General features: G+C 73.9%; 18 protein-coding genes. 10 read left to right on the forward strand and 8 right to left on the reverse strand.

Going from position 1 to position 17,157, the window contains the following annotated elements; genetic code table 11:
* Positions 1-8: 8 nt before the first annotated feature.
* Entirely contained in the window at positions 9-452 is a 444-nt protein-coding gene (locus IG88_RS0128410; RefSeq protein WP_031047193.1) for a hypothetical protein, read from the reverse strand.
* 151 nt (positions 453-603) lie between these two features.
* Between IG88_RS0128410 and nsrR the strand changes: the two genes are divergently transcribed.
* Both nsrR and IG88_RS0128420 read left to right on the forward strand, forming a co-directional pair.
* Positions 604-1,050: a nitric oxide-sensing transcriptional repressor NsrR gene (gene nsrR / locus IG88_RS0128415; protein ID WP_031047196.1), complete on the forward strand. Its 447-nt coding sequence runs from the start codon at positions 604-606 to the stop codon at positions 1,048-1,050.
* 72 nt (positions 1,051-1,122) lie between these two features.
* Positions 1,123-2,319 carry a globin domain-containing protein gene (locus IG88_RS0128420; protein ID WP_031047198.1) on the forward strand — a complete coding sequence of 399 codons (1,197 nt, stop codon included), beginning with the start codon at positions 1,123-1,125 and terminating at the stop codon, positions 2,317-2,319.
* A 62-nt stretch (positions 2,320-2,381) separates the two neighbouring features.
* Here IG88_RS0128420 and IG88_RS0128425 read toward each other — a convergent pair whose 3' ends face one another.
* Entirely contained in the window at positions 2,382-2,732 is a 351-nt protein-coding gene (locus IG88_RS0128425) for a hypothetical protein (RefSeq protein ID WP_031047200.1), read from the reverse strand.
* 175 nt (positions 2,733-2,907) lie between these two features.
* Between IG88_RS0128425 and IG88_RS0128430 the strand changes: the two genes are divergently transcribed.
* Positions 2,908-3,606 carry an adenosylcobinamide amidohydrolase gene (locus tag IG88_RS0128430; RefSeq protein WP_031047201.1) on the forward strand — a complete coding sequence of 233 codons (699 nt, stop codon included), beginning with the start codon at positions 2,908-2,910 and terminating at the stop codon, positions 3,604-3,606.
* A 72-nt stretch (positions 3,607-3,678) separates the two neighbouring features.
* On the opposite strand, the gene snpA is transcribed toward IG88_RS0128430, so the two are convergent.
* Positions 3,679-4,359: a snapalysin gene (gene snpA / locus IG88_RS0128435; RefSeq protein WP_031047204.1), complete on the reverse strand. Its 681-nt coding sequence runs from the start codon at positions 4,357-4,359 to the stop codon at positions 3,679-3,681.
* Positions 4,360-4,573: 214 nt separating this feature from the next.
* Between snpA and IG88_RS0128440 the strand changes: the two genes are divergently transcribed.
* Both IG88_RS0128440 and IG88_RS0128445 read left to right on the forward strand, forming a co-directional pair.
* Entirely contained in the window at positions 4,574-5,560 is a 987-nt protein-coding gene (locus IG88_RS0128440) for a LysR family transcriptional regulator (RefSeq protein WP_031047207.1), read from the forward strand.
* Positions 5,561-5,653: 93 nt separating this feature from the next.
* Entirely contained in the window at positions 5,654-6,415 is a 762-nt protein-coding gene (locus IG88_RS0128445; RefSeq protein WP_031047209.1) for a PepSY domain-containing protein, read from the forward strand.
* A gap of 77 nt (positions 6,416-6,492) precedes the next feature.
* On the opposite strand, the gene IG88_RS0128450 is transcribed toward IG88_RS0128445, so the two are convergent.
* The 4 genes from IG88_RS0128450 to IG88_RS44540 all read right to left on the reverse strand — a co-directional run bounded on the left by IG88_RS0128450 (position 6,493) and on the right by IG88_RS44540 (position 10,995).
* Positions 6,493-7,755: an MFS transporter gene (locus IG88_RS0128450; RefSeq protein ID WP_031047211.1), complete on the reverse strand. Its 1,263-nt coding sequence runs from the start codon at positions 7,753-7,755 to the stop codon at positions 6,493-6,495.
* Between the two features lie 92 nt (positions 7,756-7,847).
* Positions 7,848-9,302, reverse strand: a complete 1,455-nt coding sequence (locus IG88_RS0128455) for a benzaldehyde dehydrogenase (protein WP_031047218.1) — start codon at positions 9,300-9,302, stop codon at positions 7,848-7,850.
* Between the two features lie 110 nt (positions 9,303-9,412).
* Complete coding sequence (locus IG88_RS44535; RefSeq protein WP_234332339.1) at positions 9,413-10,189, reverse strand: thiamine pyrophosphate-dependent enzyme; 777 nt, start codon at positions 10,187-10,189, stop codon at positions 9,413-9,415.
* The gene (locus tag IG88_RS44540) at positions 10,111-10,995 is read right to left on the reverse strand and encodes a thiamine pyrophosphate-binding protein (RefSeq protein WP_234332341.1); all 885 of its coding nucleotides are present in this window, start codon (positions 10,993-10,995) and stop codon (positions 10,111-10,113) included. Before IG88_RS44540 ends, IG88_RS44535 begins: the two co-directional genes overlap by 79 nt.
* Positions 10,996-11,089: 94 nt before the next feature.
* Between IG88_RS44540 and IG88_RS0128465 the strand changes: the two genes are divergently transcribed.
* From IG88_RS0128465 to pgm, 3 genes are all read left to right on the forward strand, one after another.
* Positions 11,090-12,028: a LysR family transcriptional regulator gene (locus IG88_RS0128465; protein WP_031047219.1), complete on the forward strand. Its 939-nt coding sequence runs from the start codon at positions 11,090-11,092 to the stop codon at positions 12,026-12,028.
* 87 nt (positions 12,029-12,115) lie between these two features.
* Positions 12,116-12,568: a hypothetical protein gene (locus tag IG88_RS0128470; protein WP_051852106.1), complete on the forward strand. Its 453-nt coding sequence runs from the start codon at positions 12,116-12,118 to the stop codon at positions 12,566-12,568.
* Between the two features lie 100 nt (positions 12,569-12,668).
* Positions 12,669-14,309 carry a phosphoglucomutase (alpha-D-glucose-1,6-bisphosphate-dependent) gene (gene pgm / locus IG88_RS0128475; protein WP_031047225.1) on the forward strand — a complete coding sequence of 547 codons (1,641 nt, stop codon included), beginning with the start codon at positions 12,669-12,671 and terminating at the stop codon, positions 14,307-14,309.
* A gap of 39 nt (positions 14,310-14,348) precedes the next feature.
* On the opposite strand, the gene IG88_RS0128480 is transcribed toward pgm, so the two are convergent.
* A complete protein-coding gene (locus IG88_RS0128480; RefSeq protein WP_031047228.1) occupies positions 14,349-15,545 on the reverse strand; it encodes a cytochrome P450 in 1,197 nt (398 codons plus the stop codon).
* 164 nt (positions 15,546-15,709) lie between these two features.
* On the opposite strand from IG88_RS0128480, the gene IG88_RS0128485 reads away from it, so the two are divergent.
* Together IG88_RS0128485 and IG88_RS0128490 are read left to right on the forward strand one after the other, a co-directional pair.
* Positions 15,710-16,447, forward strand: coding sequence for an SAM-dependent methyltransferase (locus tag IG88_RS0128485; protein ID WP_031047232.1), 738 nt, complete (start codon positions 15,710-15,712; stop codon positions 16,445-16,447).
* 103 nt (positions 16,448-16,550) lie between these two features.
* A complete protein-coding gene (locus IG88_RS0128490) occupies positions 16,551-17,024 on the forward strand; it encodes an ATP-binding protein (RefSeq protein ID WP_037836897.1) in 474 nt (157 codons plus the stop codon).
* The last annotated feature ends 133 nt before the right edge of the window (positions 17,025-17,157 follow it).

The following is a 17,157-nucleotide window of genomic DNA, read 5'->3' on the forward strand; positions in this document are numbered from 1 at the left end:
CCGGCCGCTCAGGCGCCGTCGCCGCCGAGCGGCCTCCTTAGCCGGTCGGCGGCCTCCGGCGGCTGGATGCGCATGCCGGGACGGCGGCGGTGCACGGTCAGGTACGTCACCCCGTCCGGCCCGGCGAGGACGGCCCGGGTCGAGCCGTGCGGCAGCCAGGTCAGCACCCCCGCGCGCAGGGGGTGCCCTCCGTCGGCCGAGTCGAGGCGGGCCTCGCCGTCGAGGACGAGGAGCAGGACGTCGAGGTCGGGCTCGGTGTGCGGGTCCACCCGGCCTCCGCCGGGAAGGCGGACGACGTTGGCGTCGAGCTGCCGGCCCGGTTCCGCCAGCTTCCACAGCGCGCCGGCCGGCGCGTCGTCGCCGAGGGACACGAGCTGCGCCGTGTCGGCCAGCAGCCGGGGGAGGGGGGAGTGCGCCTCCGCGCCGGAGGAGCCGCCGTCTTCCACTGCCATCAGGTGCCGCCCGTTCCGTGTGCCCGACCGTGCCGGTGTCGCCGCCCGCGTGGGCGGGTCGCCCGGGGACGGTCCGCCCGGTGACCCACCGCACAGCGTCCGTACCCCGGGTAAAGGCGAATCTAGCATGCGTATTTGGTAGCTTTCAGGCGTGCGGCTGACGAAGTTCACCGACCTGGCGCTGCGTTCCGTCATGCGCCTGGCGGTCGTGAGAGACGGTGACGAACCGATGGCCACCCGAGAGGTGGCCGAGGTCGTCGGTGTGCCGTACACGCACGCCGCGAAGGCCATCACCCGCCTGCAGCACCTCGGTGTGGTGGAGGCGCGGCGCGGTCGCGGCGGGGGCCTGACGCTGACCGACCGCGGGCGGCGCGCCTCGGTGGGCTGGCTGGTGCGGGAACTCGAGGGCGACGCGGAGGTGGTCGACTGCGAGGGCGACAACCCCTGCCCGCTGCGCGGGGCCTGCCGGCTGCGCGGTGCGCTCCGCGACGCCCAGGAGGCGTTCTACGCCGCACTCGACCCGCTGACCGTGACCGACCTGGTGGCCTCGCCGACCGGCCCGGTCCTGATCGGCCTCACGGAGCGCCCTCCGGGGTGACGGGCGGCGGTCCGCGGGGCCGCCGACCTGTGACCCAAAACACGAATCTCATCTACCAATTAAGGAGTCGCTGTGCTCTCCGAACAGTCCGTTCCCGTGGTCCGAGCCACTCTCCCCGCCGTCGGGGCGGCCATCGGTGACATCGCCGACGTGTTCTACCGCAGGCTCTTCGACGCCCACCCCGACCTGCTGCGGAACCTGTTCAACCGCGGGAACCAGGCCAACGGCGAGCAGCAGCGGGCCCTGGCCGGCTCCATCGCCGCGTTCGCCGGCATACTGCTGGAGAACCCGGACGAACGCCCCGACGTGATGCTCTCCCGCATCTCGCACAAGCACGCCTCGCTCGGCATCACCCCCGAGCAGTACACGGTCGTGCACGAGAACATCATGGCCGCCATCGTCGAGGTGCTCGGCGACGCCGTCACCCCCGAGGTCGCCCGTGCCTGGGACGAGGTGTACTGGCTCATGGCCAACGCCCTCATCGCCCTCGAAGCGCGGCTCTACGCGCAGACAGGGGTCGAGGCCGGGGACGTCTGGCGGTCCATGGAGATAGCCGACCGGGTGGAGGAGAGCGCCGACGCGGTCTCCCTCGTCCTGCGCCCGGCCGACGGGAGCGCCCCGGCACCCTTCCGTCCGGGCCAGTACCTCAGCGTCCAGGTCGAACTGCCCGACGGCGCCCGGCAGATCCGCCAGTACAGCCTCTCCGCCGCCCCCGGCCGGGCCGACCTGCGCATCACCGTCAAGCGCGTCCATGGCGACGGGCGGCCCGACGGCGAGGTCTCGAACTGGCTGCACGCGAACGCCCGCAAGGGCGACCTGCTGACCGTGTCCGCGCCCTTCGGCGACCTGGGACTGGCCGAGCACGACGGCCCGCTGCTGCTGGCCTCCGCAGGCATCGGCGTCACCCCCGTGCTGGCGATGCTCGACCACCTGGCCGCCTCGGGCGCCACCCGCCCGGTGACCGTCGTGCACGCCGACCGCACCCCCGACGACCACGCCCACCGGCAGGAGCAGCTCGACCTGGTGCGCGCGCTGCCCGACGCCCGGCTCCACCTGTGGTACGAGGAGCCCGGCGACCGGGCGCCGGAGGCGTCCGCCGGCCGAGCCGACCTCACCGGCCTCGACCTTCCCGAGGGCCTCACGGCCTACCTGTGCGGGCCGGTGCCCTTCATGCGCGCGGTCCGGGGCGACCTGCTGCGGCGCGGGGTGCCCGCCGAGGCCGTCCACTACGAGGTCTTCGGCCCCGACCTCTGGCTCGGACAGCAGTAGGAGCACGGACCCCTGCGGCCGGGTGCGGGGACGCCCGGCCGCCGCGGAACCGCGGTGCGGCGTTAGACCGCCGCGGTGAACGCGGTGCTGATCGCGGTGTCGGCGCGGGCGTGCACCACCAGGCGCGGACCGGCGGAGTCGGCGTTGTCCTCCAGCAGCCGCCGGACCGGCGCGCTGTGGGTCACGACGGACATCAGGACGTCGAGCCGCCCGCACCACTGGTGCGCCCGGAGCACGGCGCTGACCGCGGCATGGCCGGCGGCCCGCTCGGTCAGGACGATGACGACCGGGGCCGGCCGATGGGCGTCGACCAGGTTGGTGATCTGCGTGGTCAGCGCGGCCCGCCCGTCGATTCCCGGGTCCTGGTCCACCGTGATGACCAGGACCCCGTGCTCCAGGGTGTGGGACAGCATCGCGGCCTCCGATCCGTCGCCTCGTGCGACGTTGTGTTCAGTGAAGGTTCCCGGACCCGGGTCCGCAATGCGCCCCGGCGGCCGCCCGGGCGGCCGGCCGTCGCGGCCCGGGCGGTGAGTACGATCGTCCGGTCCACCTCCGACCTGTGCCGATCGCCCCCGGGAGCCCCCGACCGTGCCCGCCCTCCTGCCTCCGCCCCGCACCGGGGACACCGCCGTACTGGACCTGGAACACCTGACCCGGGTGGAGGACGGCGAACGGCTGCACGCCCTGCTGTGGCGCGCGGGGCCGGGCTGGCGGATGGCCAGCAGCGCCGTGCTCGGCGGCGGGCTCGCCGAGCGCGCCTGGGTGCTCAACGCCCAGGTCGCCCACGGCTACCGGCGCACCGACCCCGGACGGCACCTCGGCGACCTGGCCCGTGCCGCCGGGGTCTGCGGGCCCGGTGTGGGACTGATGACCGCCGCCGACGTGTCCGCCCACGGCCGCGCGCGGGACGGCGGGGCCGAGGCTGTCGCGACGGCCGGCATCTCGGTGCGCGGCTGGGCGGCCGTGCCGGGGGAGGGCACCACCGGGGCGGCACCCCCGGGAACCATCAACATCGTCGCCGCGCTGCCCGTCGCGCTGAGCGACGCCGCCCTCGTCAACGCGGTCATGACGGCCACCGAGGCCAAGGTGCAGGCCCTCGTCGAGGTCGGCCTGGACTGCTCCGGCACCCCCACCGACGCGGTCTGCGTGGCCGCCCGGACCCCGGGCGAGGGCGGGGGCGCCGGCGCGCACGCCTTCGCGGGCCCGCGCTCCGAGTGGGGCGCCCGGCTCGCCCGCGCCGTCCACCGGGCCGTACGCGCGGCGCTGCCCGCCGACGCACGTCCGTGAGCCGGGGCCGCTCCGGCACACACGTGTGGGCGGCCCCGGACAGGGCCGCCCACACGGTCGTTCACCGCGACGTCAGCGCTGGGAGGCCTTCTCCAGCGCCTTGTCCAGGGCGGCCTTGAAGCCGTTGGCCCAGAGCTGGTTCACCCGGCTGCGCTCGGCGGAGTTCGGGTAGGGGTTGGTGCAGGACGGGCCGGGGCCGCCGCCCGACATGAGTTCGCTGCACGGCCCGGAGTAGTGGTCGGGCAGACCGAGCACGTGGCCGGTCTCGTGGGCGGTCACACGAGTCGAGTTGTACTGCTGGTTCTGCTGGTAGTCGAGGAAGATGTAGCCACTGCCGTGCCCGTTCGTCGAGGCGTACGAGCCGCGCGGGTCGTTGCCCTCGTAGTACGCGAAGTCCGCGCCCGAACTCGACTCCGCGAGCCGCACGTTGGACACCGAGCTGTTCCAGATCTGCGCCGAACTGGCTATCTGGGAGCGGAAGCTGGGGGCGTTGGTGGCGCTGTAGTAGACGGTGACGGCCGCCGCCGACGTGGGGTTGGCGGCGCGCTTCTCGGCGACGGACTTGATGACCGCCTCGAAGAACGCCCGGTTGGCGGCGGCGTCCTCGCCGGAGCCGGCCGAGGGCTCGTAGCCGAGCTGCGCGCCGCGGACCGGCTCCTGGGGAGCGGCAGCCGTCGCGGCCGGAGCCGTGAGCACGGCGGCCGTCAGGCCGAGACCCACCGCGGTGGACAGCAGGGGCAGGCTGATACGCATCGATGACTCCTTGAGTGGGGGAGTGGGGAGAAGTCGTCACCGGTGAGTGTGGGGCGCCCACGAGCGGGCTGTGATGATGGCAACAGGCGATAGGGCCGGGCTATCACCACCGTCCGGCCACCCGTCACGGCTTTGACCAGAGTGCAGAACTCGCCCTGATCCGCCGCCTTTTGTTCACCTGGCGCAACCAACTGTTCCGCCTTACGCTCCCTGCATGGAGCTCGAGGTGAGGCACCTACGTGCGCTGTGCGCCATCGCCGACGCCGGCAGCCTGCACCGGGCGGCACGCCGACTGGGCGTCGCGCAGCCCACGTTGAGCACCCAGTTGGCGCGCATCGAACAGGCCCTGGGCGGCCCGCTGTTCGTGCGGGAGCGCACCGGCTGCCGCCCCACCCCGCTCGGCCGCACCGTGCTCGGCCGCGCCCGTCCGCTGCTGGCCGACATGAGCACCCTGGTCCGCGAGGCCCGCGCCGCGGCGGCCGGCGGCGACAGCAGACTGCGGATCGGCTCCACCGCCAGCCGCGCCCTGGCCGGCTGGCTGCGCCGGCTCAGACGGCCGGGCCTGGAGCCCACCCTGCAGATGGACGTCTCCGCCAACGCGCTGCTGCGCCGCGTCACCGAGGGTCAGCTCGACGTCGCCTTCGTGCACGAGGTGGAGGGCAGTGCCCTGCACATCCCCGAGGGCCTGCGGGTGCGGGTCCTCGTCGAGCGCGAACCGCAGTTCGTCATGCTGCCCGCCGACCACCCCGCGGCCGCCCGGCCCGTCGTGCGGCTCGCCGACCTCGCCGAGGACCGGTGGATGGTCGACCCCACCGTCGACGGCGAATGGGACGGCGTGCACCGCATGCTGCGCGCCGTCGGCCTCAACCCCCGGGTGCTGCACGGCGACTACCACACCGCCGCCTCCCTCGTCGCCACCGGCGAGGTCGTCACCGTCTGCCAGCCCAGCTCCCAGTCCCGCCCCGACATGGTGGTACGGCGCCTGTCCGGCGACCCCCTCGGCGTACGGCTGCTGCTGGCGGCCCGCACCCGCGCCGAGCTGGACGCCGTCTTTCCGGCGCTGGAGGACGCGTACTGGGAGGTCGCCCGCCAGTCCACCGCCTACCGGGAGTGGCTGGAGGGCGGCGGGATCCGGACGCTGCCCCGGTGTCCGGCGGCCGTCACGGGAGGCGGCCGGGTGGAGTTCGTGCGGGCCCGCTGAGGTCGGTGCCGACTCGCCCGAATCCTCCACCAACAGGGTGATTGTCGTATTGGATCGGTGTGCCTCCGTGACGGAGCGGTTACGGACAGCATCATGAGCTCTGCACGACGACTCCCCCCGTTGCGTTCGCTTGCCGTGATCGGCGCGCTGGGCACCTCCGCGCTGCTGCTGACGGCCTGCACGAACGCCGATACCAACCGTTCCAGCGTCGCGGAGGCGGCCCCGACCGGGTCCCCGTCCGCCACCGAATCGATGTCCAAGTCCCCCTCCGGCTCCGCGTCGGCCTCGATGAGCGAGGACAAGACCAAGCGCAAGGACCTCGTCTCCGCGACGAAGGTCGCCTGGGACAAGGCGGCCGACACCGCCGTCAAGGAGGTCCCCGGCGGCAAGCTCGTGGAACTCGAGCTCAAGCGCACGGACGCCGACGCCACCGCCTCGCCCAGTGGCTCACCGACGGGTTCGGCGAGCCCCAGCATGCCGAACCCGGCCCCCAGCGCGGGCACCCCGGAGTGGGAGGCCAAGGTCGCCCAGTCCGACGGCACCCTGCACCGCATCGACATCGACGCGGTGAACGGCAAGGTCTTCCGCACCATGGTCGACCCGGACCAGGACCCCGACGACAAGACGCAGGTCACCGACTGGCTGGGCAAGGCCAAGCAGACGCCGCAGCAGGCGGTGAAGGCGGCCACCGACAAGACCAAGGGCACGGTCACCAAGGTCGAACTCGACGAGAACGACAGTCAGCAGGTCGTGTGGGACGTCGACGTGGTCAACAAGGACAACTGGGACAAGACCACCGTCGTCGTGGACGCGGCCAACGGCAAGGTCCTGAGCCAGGACGTCGACAAGAACTGATCCCCCCCACCCCAGGACGGCGACGGGAGCAGCGGGCCGCGCGGCCCACTGCTCCCGTTCTTCATGCCGTCATGCCGTCACCCGGCCGGTGCGGCGGGCGCCGCCGCTTCGGCCGGATCGTTCCCGCCGCCGCGCGGCAGCGTCAGTACGGCCAGGAAACCGAGGACCGCGACCGCCGCGAAGAAGTAGAAGCCCCACGGGTGACCGACCCCCGAGGCGACCAGCGCGCCGGTGATCGACGGGCCGACGATCGAGCCGATCCGGCCGATCCCGGACGCCGAGCCGAGCGCGGTGCCGCGCACGGACGCCGGGTAGAAGTGCGTCACGTAGGCGTAGACGAGCACCATCGCCGAGAAGACGAACACACCGGTGAAGAAGACGACCACGTTGAGCAGCAGATCGCTCCGCATCTTGATGCTCAGACACCCCAGCATGAGCACCGAGACCGCGAACCAGACCATCGTGGTCCCCTTGATGCCCCGCCGGTCGGCGACGTACCCGCCCAGGACCAGGCCGACGACACCGCCGATGTTGAGCACCAGGAGCTGGGTCACGGCCGTCGGCACGGGGTAGCCGGCGTCGTTCATCAGCTTCGGCAGCCAGGTGTTGAGGCCGTAGACCAGCAGCAGGCCCATGAACGAGGCGACCCAGATGCCGATGCCCGCGCGCAGGTACGCCGGCTTGAGCAGCTCGGTGAACGGCACCCGCTGCGCCCCGTCCTGCCGGGCCCGCACGAAGACCTCGGACTCCGGCAGCTTGAACCACTGGATCGCGGCGATCACGAGGCCGACGACGCCGAGCAGGTAGAAGAGGATCTCCCAGTCGTCGGTGACCTGCAGGGCCAGCAGCGAGGTGATCACCGCACCGGTGTGGTAGCCGGTCATCGTCAGGGTGCTGGCCCGCGCCCGGCGGCTGGCGGGCATGTGCTCGGCCATCATCGTCAGCGAGACCGGCATGCAGGCGCCCAGGCCCAGGCCGGCCAGGAGGCGCAGCGCGGCGAACATCGCGACGGAGTTCGCCAGCGGCACCACGATGGTCAGGACCGAGAAGAGCACGACCGAGCCGATGAGCAGGCGCCGCCGGCCCAGCCGGTCGGCCAGCGGGCCGACGCAGACCGCGCCGACGGCCACGCCCACGAGCGAGAGCGTCGCGATGGTGGTCGCGTCGCCCGCGGTCATGCCGAGGTGATGGGTCTTGAGCAGGGTGGGGATGATGGCGCCGAGGACGACGAGGTCGTAGCCCTCCAGCAGGACGGTGATCCAGCACAGGATCACCGTCCAGGTGCCGCCGACGGCGCGGCCCGTCTGCGCGGGCGCGCCGGACGTGGTGGTGGAAGCCATGATGACTCTCCCCCCGGGGGACGGTGTGAGTGAGCGGAGCCGGACGACCGGCCGGGGCGGCCGGGTGGGACCGGTACGGGTGACCGGAGGGATCAGAACGGGTAGTCGGCGATGTCCGGGCGGACCGTGAGCCACTGGGTCTCGGTGAACGCCTCGATGTTGGCCGCGGCACCACCGAACCGGGAGCCGGTGCCGGACGCCTTGACCCCGCCGAAGGGGGCGTTGGGCTCGTCGCTGACCGTCTGCTCGTTGATGTGCACCTTGCCGGAGTCGATCCGGTCGGCGAGCTTCATCGCCGTGCCGACGTCGCCGAGGATGCCGACCGACAGCCCGTACTCGCAGTCGTTGACGATCCGCGCCGCCTCCTCCGTCGTGGAGAAGGAGAGGACGGGCGCGACCGGGCCGAAGACCTCCTCGCGCCAGGCCGGCATGTCCGGCGTGACACCGGTCAGCACGGTGGCCCGGTAGCAGGCGCCGTCGATCTCGCCGCCCGCGGCGACCTTGGCGCCCGCCGCGACACTGTCGGTGACGATGCCGTGCACCCGCTCAAGCTGCCGGCGGTCGATGATCGGGCCCAGCGCCACGTCCTCGCGGGCCGGGTCGCCGACCGGCAGGGCCTCGGCCTTCGCGGCGAGCGCGGCCGTGTACTCCTCCACCAGCGACTCGTGCACAATGTGCCGGCCCGTCGTCATGCAGATCTGCCCCTGGTGCAGATACGAGCCGAACGCGCCCGCCGAGGCCGCCTTCGCCACGTCCGCGCCCGGCAGCACCACCAGCGCGTTGTTGCCGCCCAGTTCCAGGTGCGCCCGCTTCAGCAGCCGCCCGGCCTGCTCGCCGATGGCCCGCCCGACCGGCGTGGAACCGGTGAACGAGATCACCCGCACCTCGGGCGCCTCCACGACCGCCCGGCCCACCGACCCGTCGCCCGGCAGCAGGTGCAGGACACCGGCGGGGAGCCCCGCCTCCTCGAAGACGCGGGCGATCACCACGCCGCCGCTCACCGCGGTGCGCGGGTCCGGCTTGAGCAGCACCGCGTTGCCGAGCGCCAGCGCGGGGGCCACGGACCGCAGGGCGAGGATGAGCGGGAAGTTGAAGGGCGCGATGACGCTGACGACACCGGCGGGACGGCGCCGGGCGAGCGACCAGCGGGCCTCCTGCGAGGTGAGCACCTCGCCGTGGGGATGGCTCGGCAGCCCGGCGCACTCGAAGCACTCGCCGATCGCCAGCCCCGCCTCGAAGCCCGCCTTGGACCGTACCGAGCCGGCCTCGCGCACCAGCCAGTCCTCGATCTCGGCGGCGTGCTCGGTGAACAGCTCACCCGCGCGCCGCAGCACGGCGGCCCGCTGCTGCGGCGAGGTCGCCGCCCACGCGCGCTGGGCCTCGGCGGCCCGGGCCGCGGCGCGGTTCACGTCCCCGGGCGTGGCCAGGCCCACCGTGCCGAGCCGGTCACCGGTGGCGGGCTCGGTCACGGGCTGCCCGGCGGGGGAGTCCTGCCAGCCGTCGCTGTGGAACTTCCCGCCCCAGACGGCGCTGTCCAGGAGTGTCATCGTCTTCTTCCCTCTCGTCGGGATCTTCGGTCGGGATCTTCGGTCGGTGTGGTCGGTCGGTGTCGTCGGTCGGGTGGTGTGCCGCGCTTGCCGCCCGGACGCGAGCGGGCTCAGGAGGGCGTGGTCAGCGTCGTGTCCACCTGGATCAGCCGGGGCCCCTCCGGCCGCTCGGCGAGCGCGGCGCGCAGCTCCGCCACTCCGCCGACGTGCTGGGCACGGACGCCGTAGCCCTCCGCGATGCGGGTGAAGTCCAGGCCCGGGATGTCCAGGCCGGGCGCGTCCGGCACGCCGAGCAGTCCGCCGAACCAGCGCAGCGCCCCGTACGTGCCGTTGCGCAGCAGGACGACGGTCAGCGGGACCCGGTGCTGCGCGGCCGTCCACAGGGCGGTGATGCCGTAGTTGGCCGAGCCGTCCCCGATCACGCCGGCCACCGGGCGGTCGGGCTGCGCCATCGCGACGCCGACCGCGCCGGGCAGGCCGAAACCGAGCCCGCCGGCCGCCGGGAAGTAGTAGGAACCCTGGCGGCGCAGGTCCATCTGGCGCCACCACGCGGCGTTGGTCGAGGTCGACTCGACGACGTACGCGGTGTCCCCGGGCATCTCGTCGCGCAGCGCGGCGAAGACCTGCTCGGGGTGCAGGCCCGGCCCCTCGGCGGTCGGCGGCTCGGGCGCGGGACGGTAGGGACCCGCGGGCGTACCGGCCGCACCGAGCGATTCCAGGAGGACGTCGAAGACGGCACCCGGGTCCGCGACCAGCGCCTCGCCCATGGGCGCCCGCGCGGCGGCGGAGGCGTCCTCGGTCACCTGGATCAGGCGGGTGCCCTCGGGCAGGTACCGGCCGGGCAGGTGCTCGTGGTAGCGGAAGACCGGCGCGCCCAGCACGAGCACCAGGTCGTGCCCCTCGAACGCCTCGGAGACCGGCGCGATCCCGGCGGGCGCAGCACGCCCCGGAACTGCGGGTGCCGGTTGGGGAACGGCAGCCGGAACTGGGAGGGCGCCGCCCACACCGGCCCGCCCAGCCGCTCGGCCAGCCGCACGGCGTCGTCGAAGCGGCCGGCCGAGTCGATGTCGCCGCCCAGCACCAGCGCGGGCCGCTCGGCCGAGGCGACCCGCTCGACGAGCCACCGGCTCTGCTCGCCCCCGGGCACCGAGGCCCGCAGCACCCGCCGGTCGAGCACGGCCAGGGCGTTGCCGTCGACCTCGGCCGACCAGTCGTCGTACGGCACCGACAGGTATGTCGGCCGGCGCTGGAGCCGCGCCTCGAAGACGGCCTGGGCGAGCGCGCGCGGCACGTCCCCGGCGCACGCGGGCTCCGCCGCCCAGCCGACCAGCGGCTTCATCAGGGCGGGGGCGTCGACGCTGGCCAGGTTGGCCTCGGGGCCGATGGCGGGCCGCACCTGCTGTCCGGCGACCACGACCAGCGGCGTACGGGAGGCGACGGCATTGGTCAGGGCGCCCATCGCGTTGCCGGAACCGGAGGCGGCGTGCAGGTTGACCAGCACCGGGCGGCCGGTGGCCTGCGCGTATCCGTCGGCCATGCCGACGACGGCGCCCTCGTGCAGACCGAGGACGTAGCGGAAGCCGTCGGGCAGTTCGGCGAGGAAGGGCAGCTCGTTGGAGCCCGGGTTGCCGAAGACGGTGGTGAGCCCCTGGCGCTCCAGGAAATCGTGGGAGACACGACGCACGGATGGCACGGACGTTCCTTTCGCAGTGACGCGGCACACGCTAGGCACCCCGCGACATGGGCACCAATAAATGTTTCGCCACCCCGATATAGAGTCAATCGATATGGGCACCTTCGATCTCAACCTGGCCCGCGTCTTCGTACTGCTCTACGAGACCGGCAGCGTCACGGCCACCGCGGAGACGCTCCACGTCACGCAGCCCACGGTCAGCTACAGCCTGGGCAAGCTGCGGCGGCACTTCGACGACGAGCTGTTCCGCCGCAACGGACGCGGACTGACCCCCACCGCCGGCGCCCGGCGGCTGTACCTGCCCCTGCAGCGCGCGCTGGCGGAGATCGACGGGACGGTCCGCCAGGGCGACGTGTTCGACGCCGGGAGCATGTCGGGCCGCTTCACCATCGCCCTGTCCGACCTCGGCGAGGCGACACTCCTGCCCCGGCTCGTGGCGGCGACGCGCGAGCGGGCGCCCGGCGTGTCGTTCACCGTCCGCCCCTTCGACGTGGACGACGCCGAGGGCCAGTTGCGCCGCGGCGACCTCGACGCCTTCGTGGCCACCCCCGTGATCACCTCGCACCTGACCGTGCGCATCCCGCTCTTCCGCGAGCGCTACGTCCTGATGGTCGCCGCGGACCATCCGCGCGTGCGGGGCGACGCGGTCACTGCGGCCGACCTCGCGGCGGAGCGCCACGCCACGGTGTTCGGCCCGAGCGGCCACGTCACGCCCCGGGCCCTGCTGGGCGCCCACGGGCTGCTGGAGCAGGTCGCGGTGGACGCCACCCGCTTCTCGATGCTGCCCTACCTGCTGGAACAGACCGACCTGGTGGCCATCGTCCCCGAGTACGTCGGCGAGGTCTTCACCGTCTCCCACCGGGTGCGCCTGGTGCGGCTGCCGTTCGAGACGGAGCCCATCGAGATCGCCCTGTACGCACGGCACGAGTCCTCGCGCAGCCCGGCGCAGCGCTGGCTGGTGCAGTTCATGGCCGAGGTGCTGGGCGAGCAGGTGAGTGCGGCCCAGCTTCCCCCGACCGCGACGGCGAGCTGAGCGCCACCGGCCTTCCCCGCGGCGGGAGTTGGGCACCCGTGCGGGACGGGCGCGTTTGCGGGCGCGGCGCCGGGCAAGGCGGTGTCCATGAGCGATCCGAACAAGGACACGAGCAAGGACATGAGCAAGGACACGAGCAACAAGACCGCCGGTACGCGGACCGCCGATGCCACGGCGCGCGGCGCCGCGAAGAAGGCCACCGCACCCGCCGCGGGCGCCCGGCAGGCCGCCGCGGGCAAGGCGGATGACGCCGCGTCGGCCGCCAAGGCCGGTGCCCGGCGTTCGGCCGACGCCGCCAACGGCGCCGTGCAGTCGGCGGCCAAGGGCGTCGCGGCCGGCCGCCAGGCCGTCACCACCGCCTCCGGCCGGGCCGCCGCCACGGCGAAGACCGCGTGGACCGCCCTCGCACACCGCAAACTCGTCGCCGCCGGCGTCGGCGCCGGCCTCACCGCCGTGAGCGCCGCCTCGTACGCCGTCGGCCGCCGCGCCGGACGGCACACGCACGGGCCCCTCACCCGTCTCACCGGCGGCCGCATCTGACACCGGCCGGAACGCACCGCGCCCGTGCCGCCGCCACCGCCCGGACGGGGGAAGATGGGACCCGCGAGCGAAGTCCCGACCTACCCGGAGGAGTGGGCGCATGCAGCACGACCGAGCCGGACAGCCGGCCGGCCCCGAGGACCTGATCGACGTCGCCCGGCTGGTGACGGCGTACTACGCCCTGCACCCGGACCCGGCCGAGCCCGCCCAGCGCGTGGCCTTCGGCACCTCCGGACACCGGGGCTCGTCCCTCGCGGCGGCGTTCAACGAGGACCACATCGCCGCCACCAGCCAGGCCATCTGCGAGTACCGCGCGGCACAGGGCACCGACGGCCCGCTCTTCCTGGGCGCCGACACGCACGCCCTGTCCGAGCCCGCGAGGGTCACCGCACTGGAGGTGTTCGCCGCCAACGACGTGAGCGTCCTCATCGACAGCGCGGACGGCTACACCCCCACCCCGGCGGTCTCCCACGCCATCCTCACCCACAACCGGGGCCGCACCTCGGGCCTCGCCGACGGCGTGGTCGTCACCCCCTCGCACAACCCGCCCGCCGACGGCGGATTCAAGTACAACCCGCCGCACGGCGGCCCCGCGGGCTCGGACGCCACCTCCTGGATCCAGGACCGGGCCAACGAGATCATCACGGCGGGACTGAAGGACGTACGCCGCCTGCCCCACGCGCGGGCACTCGCCGCGCCGGGCACCGGCCGGTACGACTTCCTCGACGCCTACGTCCGCGACCTGCCGAGCGTCCTCGACCTCGACGCCGTCCGCTCGGCCGGCGTGCGCATCGGCGCCGACCCGCTCGGCGGGGCCTCCGTCGCGTACTGGGGCCGGATCGCCGAACAGCACCGCCTCGACCTGACGGTGGTCAATCCGCTCGCCGACCCGACCTGGCGGTTCATGACGCTGGACTGGGACGGCAAGATCCGCATGGACTGCTCGTCGCCGCACGCGATGGCCTCGCTGATCGAGCAGCGCGACCGCTTCACCATCGCCACGGGCAACGACGCCGACGCCGACCGCCACGGCATCGTCACCCCCGACGGCGGCCTGATGAACCCGAACCACTACCTCGCCACCGCCATCGCCCACCTCTACGCCCACCGCACCGACTGGCCGGCCGGCGCGGGCGTCGGCAAGACGCTGGTGTCCTCCGGCATGATCGACCGCGTCGCCGCCGACCTGGGCCGGCGACTGGTCGAAGTCCCCGTGGGCTTCAAGTGGTTCGTGGACGGGCTGGTCGACGGCTCCCTCGGCTTCGGCGGCGAGGAGTCCGCCGGGGCCTCCTTCCTGCGCCGGGACGGCTCCGTGTGGACCACCGACAAGGACGGCATCATCCTCGCCCTGCTCGCCTCCGAGATCACCGCCGTCACCGGCAAAACGCCCTCCGAGCACTACGCCGCCCTCACCGCCCGCTTCGGCGAACCCGCCTACGCCCGCATCGACGCCCCCGCGACCCGGGAGGAGAAGGCCCGCCTGGCCAGGCTGTCCCCGGCCCAGGTCACCGCCGACACCCTCGCCGGGGAGCCGGTCACCGGCGTGCTCACCGAGGCACCGGGCAACGGCGCCCCGATCGGCGGCATCAAGGTGACCACCGAGAACGCCTGGTTCGCGGCCCGCCCCTCCGGCACCGAGGACGTCTACAAGATCTACGGCGAGTCGTTCCGCGGCGCGGACCACCTCCGCCAGGTGCAGGACGAGGCGAAGGAGGTCGTTCTCGCCGCCCTCGGCGGCTGACGCCGCGTCACCGGCGCCGTACGCCGGTCTCCGGGCCGGTCAGCCGCGGCCGGCCCGGGGGAGTGCCACGGTCAGCCCCCGGATCTCGTAGCCGTCGATGGCCTCCTGGAAGGCCACGCGCGGCTCGCCGTCCATCCGGACGCCGTCGAGGGCGAACAGGCGGCTGAGGAAGACGTCGGTCTCCAGCAGCGCGATGTGCGCCCCGGGGCACCGGTGCGGCCCGTCGCCGAAGGAGAGGCCCGCACCGACCGTCCGGGCACGCTCGGGACGCACCCGCAGCGGGTACTCGCCCACGGCCTTCCGGTCGGCGTTGGCTTCGTCCAGGCACACCTCGACGTACTCGCCGGGGCACACGGTCACCGCCCCGTCGGGGCCGGGCAGCTCCACGGGCTCGGTGGCCCGCCTGCGCAGCCGTCCGACGACCGGCTCCAGCCGCAGCAGCTCCTGGAGGACGGCGAGACGCCCCGCCTCGTCCGCAGACCGGTAGTGGCCGAGCAGTTCGGCGTCCGAGAACAGGTGCCAGGCGGCCAGGCACACGAACTCCCGCGTGGTGACCATGCCCGCCGCCGCGAACGTCAGGCACTCGCCCAGGATCTCGACGTCCGAGCAGCCCTCCGCGAGCAGGTGGGAGATCAGGTCGTCGTGCTCGCGGCGGCGGTGCGCGCGGATCGCCGGGCGCACGTCGGCCAGGTGGATGCGCAGCCAGTTGACGTTCTGCCGCACCAGCCAGTACAGGCCCCGGACACTGGTCAGCCCCGGTTCGCCGAACTCCTCCGGGAAGAACCGCTCCAGCCTGCGGCGGATGCCGGGCCTGCTGTACCGCAGCCCGACCACCTCGCTCACCACACCGACGGCCAGACCGAAGGCGAGGTCGGAGAGCGGCGCCTCGCCGGCCGAGCGCAGCGCGGTGAGCTGCTCCTGCGCGATCCGCACCATCGGCCCGCGGTAGTGCTCGTCCACCCTGCGGGGTGTGAAGTACCGGGCGGTCTGCCTGCGGTGCTCGCGGTGCTCGGGGCCGTCCCGGTAGAGCACCGGCCGGCGGACCCGCGCCGGCAGCTTCTCCACCGTCTCGATGCCCAGACCGGCCTGCACGGTGCCGGGGGCGCGCAGCAGCGCCCGCGCGGCGGCGAAATCGCGCACCTGCCAGGTCCCGTCGGCGGCCCGGCCGACCGGGCAGCCCGGCCGGGTCCGCCCCCGGTCCGCCTTCCTCGCGGAGACCTGTCCGTCCTGCGTCACGTGGCCACCCCCGGCTCCGGCCGCGCGGCCCGCTGCCACCCGGCTCGACGACACGTTCACCAGGATCGGCCACCGGCCGGACGCCGACCAGCCCCGGAAGCCGCCGATTCGGCGGACCCGGAAACGGGGTGCGCCCCCGGGACCCGTCGTGCGAGGCTCCCCCGGTGGAACGTGACCAGATCTCCAGACTCGCCCATGCGGACCACCCGATCGCGGCCCCGCTCGACGACGCGTCCGTACAGCGGCTCCTGGCCCGCGCGATACCCGGCGACGACGCCCGCGTCCTCGACCTGGGCTGCGGCGGCGCCGAATGGCTCCTGCGCGCCCTCGCCGAGCATCCGCGCCTGACCGCCGAAGGTGTCGACACCTCCGAGGGCGCGCTCGCCCACGCCCGCGCGGCGGCGGCCCGGCTCGGGGTGGGGGACCGGCTGACCCTGCACCACCGGGACGCCGCCCGCTTCACCGCCCCGCACCGCTTCGACCTCGTCCTCTGCGTCGGTTCCGCACACGCCTTCGGCGGCCTGACCGCCACCCTCGCCGCCGCGCGCGAACACCTGGCGCCCGGGGGACGGGTGCTGGTCGGCGACGGATTCTGGGAAGGCGATCCCTCGCCCGAGGCGGTCGGGATGCTCGGCGACCTCGACGACCTGCCGACCACGCTCGACCGGGTCGCCGCGGACGGCTGGACGCCCGTGGGCGGGCACATCAGCACCCGGCGGGAACTCGACGACTACGAGTGGGCGTGGACCGGGACCCTGGCCGGGTGGGCCCTGGACCACCCCGGCGACCCGGACCGTGCGCAGGCCCTGGAGGCGGCCGCCGCCCACCGCGAGGGATGGCTGCGGGGCTACCGGGACTCCTTCGGCTTCCTGTGTCTGGTCCTGCGCCCGACGGACGCCTGACGCCGCTGTCACGCGGGTTCCGTGCCGGGACGGGTGATGCCGCCGGATTCGGGGGTAGACGGGCTGGCGTACACGGTCGAGGCTCAGGAAGAGGGCGGATCGGATGGACGGGGCTGCCCGCATGGGGGACCGGCTGAGTGACGAGCGGGTCAAGGTATCGGCGCGGTACGAGGGCATTCCCGGCGACATCGCCCGGGGCAGGGAGCTGGCCCGGGGGTTCCTGGCACGAGCGCGGACGGCGCACGGGGCCAGAGTGACCGACCGAGCGGTGGAAGTGGTGCAACTGGTGGTCAGCGAGTTGCTGACGAACGCCTGCAAGTACGCGCCCGGCCCTTCGACGGTCGACCTCGAACTGGCCGGGGACCGGGTGGAGGTCACGGTGTGGGACAGCGAGCCGGCGCTGCCCGTGCCCGGCACCCCGGACCCCGACCGGGTGGGGCGGCACGGGCTGGAGATAGTGATGGCGGTCTGCCAGAGCTTCGAGGTGCACAGGGAACAGGTCGGCAAGCGCATGAGAGCCGCGGTGGCCCTCGCCGAGGACCTGCACCGCACCCCCGCCCTCGACCACTCCGCCTGACCCCCGCCCCCGCACCCACCGGGCCCACGCCCCGCGAGGACCGGCCCGACACACCTGCGGACCGGGACGCCGCCCGCCGGCCCCGGGGAGCCAGGATGCCGCCCACCAGTGCCGGAGAGCCCGGACGCCGCTC

Origin of the sequence: Streptomyces sp. NRRL F-5650, from assembly GCF_000721365.1 — a bacterium.
Lineage (GTDB): Bacteria > Actinomycetota > Actinomycetes > Streptomycetales > Streptomycetaceae > Streptomyces > Streptomyces ardesiacus.

What these genes read in the sequence shown, in the direction of transcription:
- IG88_RS0128410 (WP_031047193.1), bottom strand. Translation starts at nt 452, where the DNA reads ATGGCAGTGGAAGACGGCGGCTCCTCCGGCGCGGAGGCGCACTCCCCC.
- IG88_RS0128425 (WP_031047200.1), bottom strand. Translation starts at nt 2,732, where the DNA reads ATGCTGTCCCACACCCTGGAGCACGGGGTCCTGGTCATCACGGTGGAC.
- snpA (WP_031047204.1), bottom strand. Translation starts at nt 4,359, where the DNA reads ATGCGTATCAGCCTGCCCCTGCTGTCCACCGCGGTGGGTCTCGGCCTG.
- IG88_RS0128440 (WP_031047207.1), top strand. Translation starts at nt 4,574, where the DNA reads ATGGAGCTCGAGGTGAGGCACCTACGTGCGCTGTGCGCCATCGCCGAC.
- IG88_RS0128445 (WP_031047209.1), top strand. Translation starts at nt 5,654, where the DNA reads ATGAGCTCTGCACGACGACTCCCCCCGTTGCGTTCGCTTGCCGTGATC.
- IG88_RS0128450 (WP_031047211.1), bottom strand. Translation starts at nt 7,755, where the DNA reads ATGGCTTCCACCACCACGTCCGGCGCGCCCGCGCAGACGGGCCGCGCC.
- IG88_RS0128455 (WP_031047218.1), bottom strand. Translation starts at nt 9,302, where the DNA reads ATGACACTCCTGGACAGCGCCGTCTGGGGCGGGAAGTTCCACAGCGAC.
- IG88_RS0128465 (WP_031047219.1), top strand. Translation starts at nt 11,090, where the DNA reads ATGGGCACCTTCGATCTCAACCTGGCCCGCGTCTTCGTACTGCTCTAC.
- IG88_RS0128470 (WP_051852106.1), top strand. Translation starts at nt 12,116, where the DNA reads ATGAGCGATCCGAACAAGGACACGAGCAAGGACATGAGCAAGGACACG.
- pgm (WP_031047225.1), top strand. Translation starts at nt 12,669, where the DNA reads ATGCAGCACGACCGAGCCGGACAGCCGGCCGGCCCCGAGGACCTGATC.
- IG88_RS0128490 (WP_037836897.1), top strand. Translation starts at nt 16,551, where the DNA reads ATGGACGGGGCTGCCCGCATGGGGGACCGGCTGAGTGACGAGCGGGTC.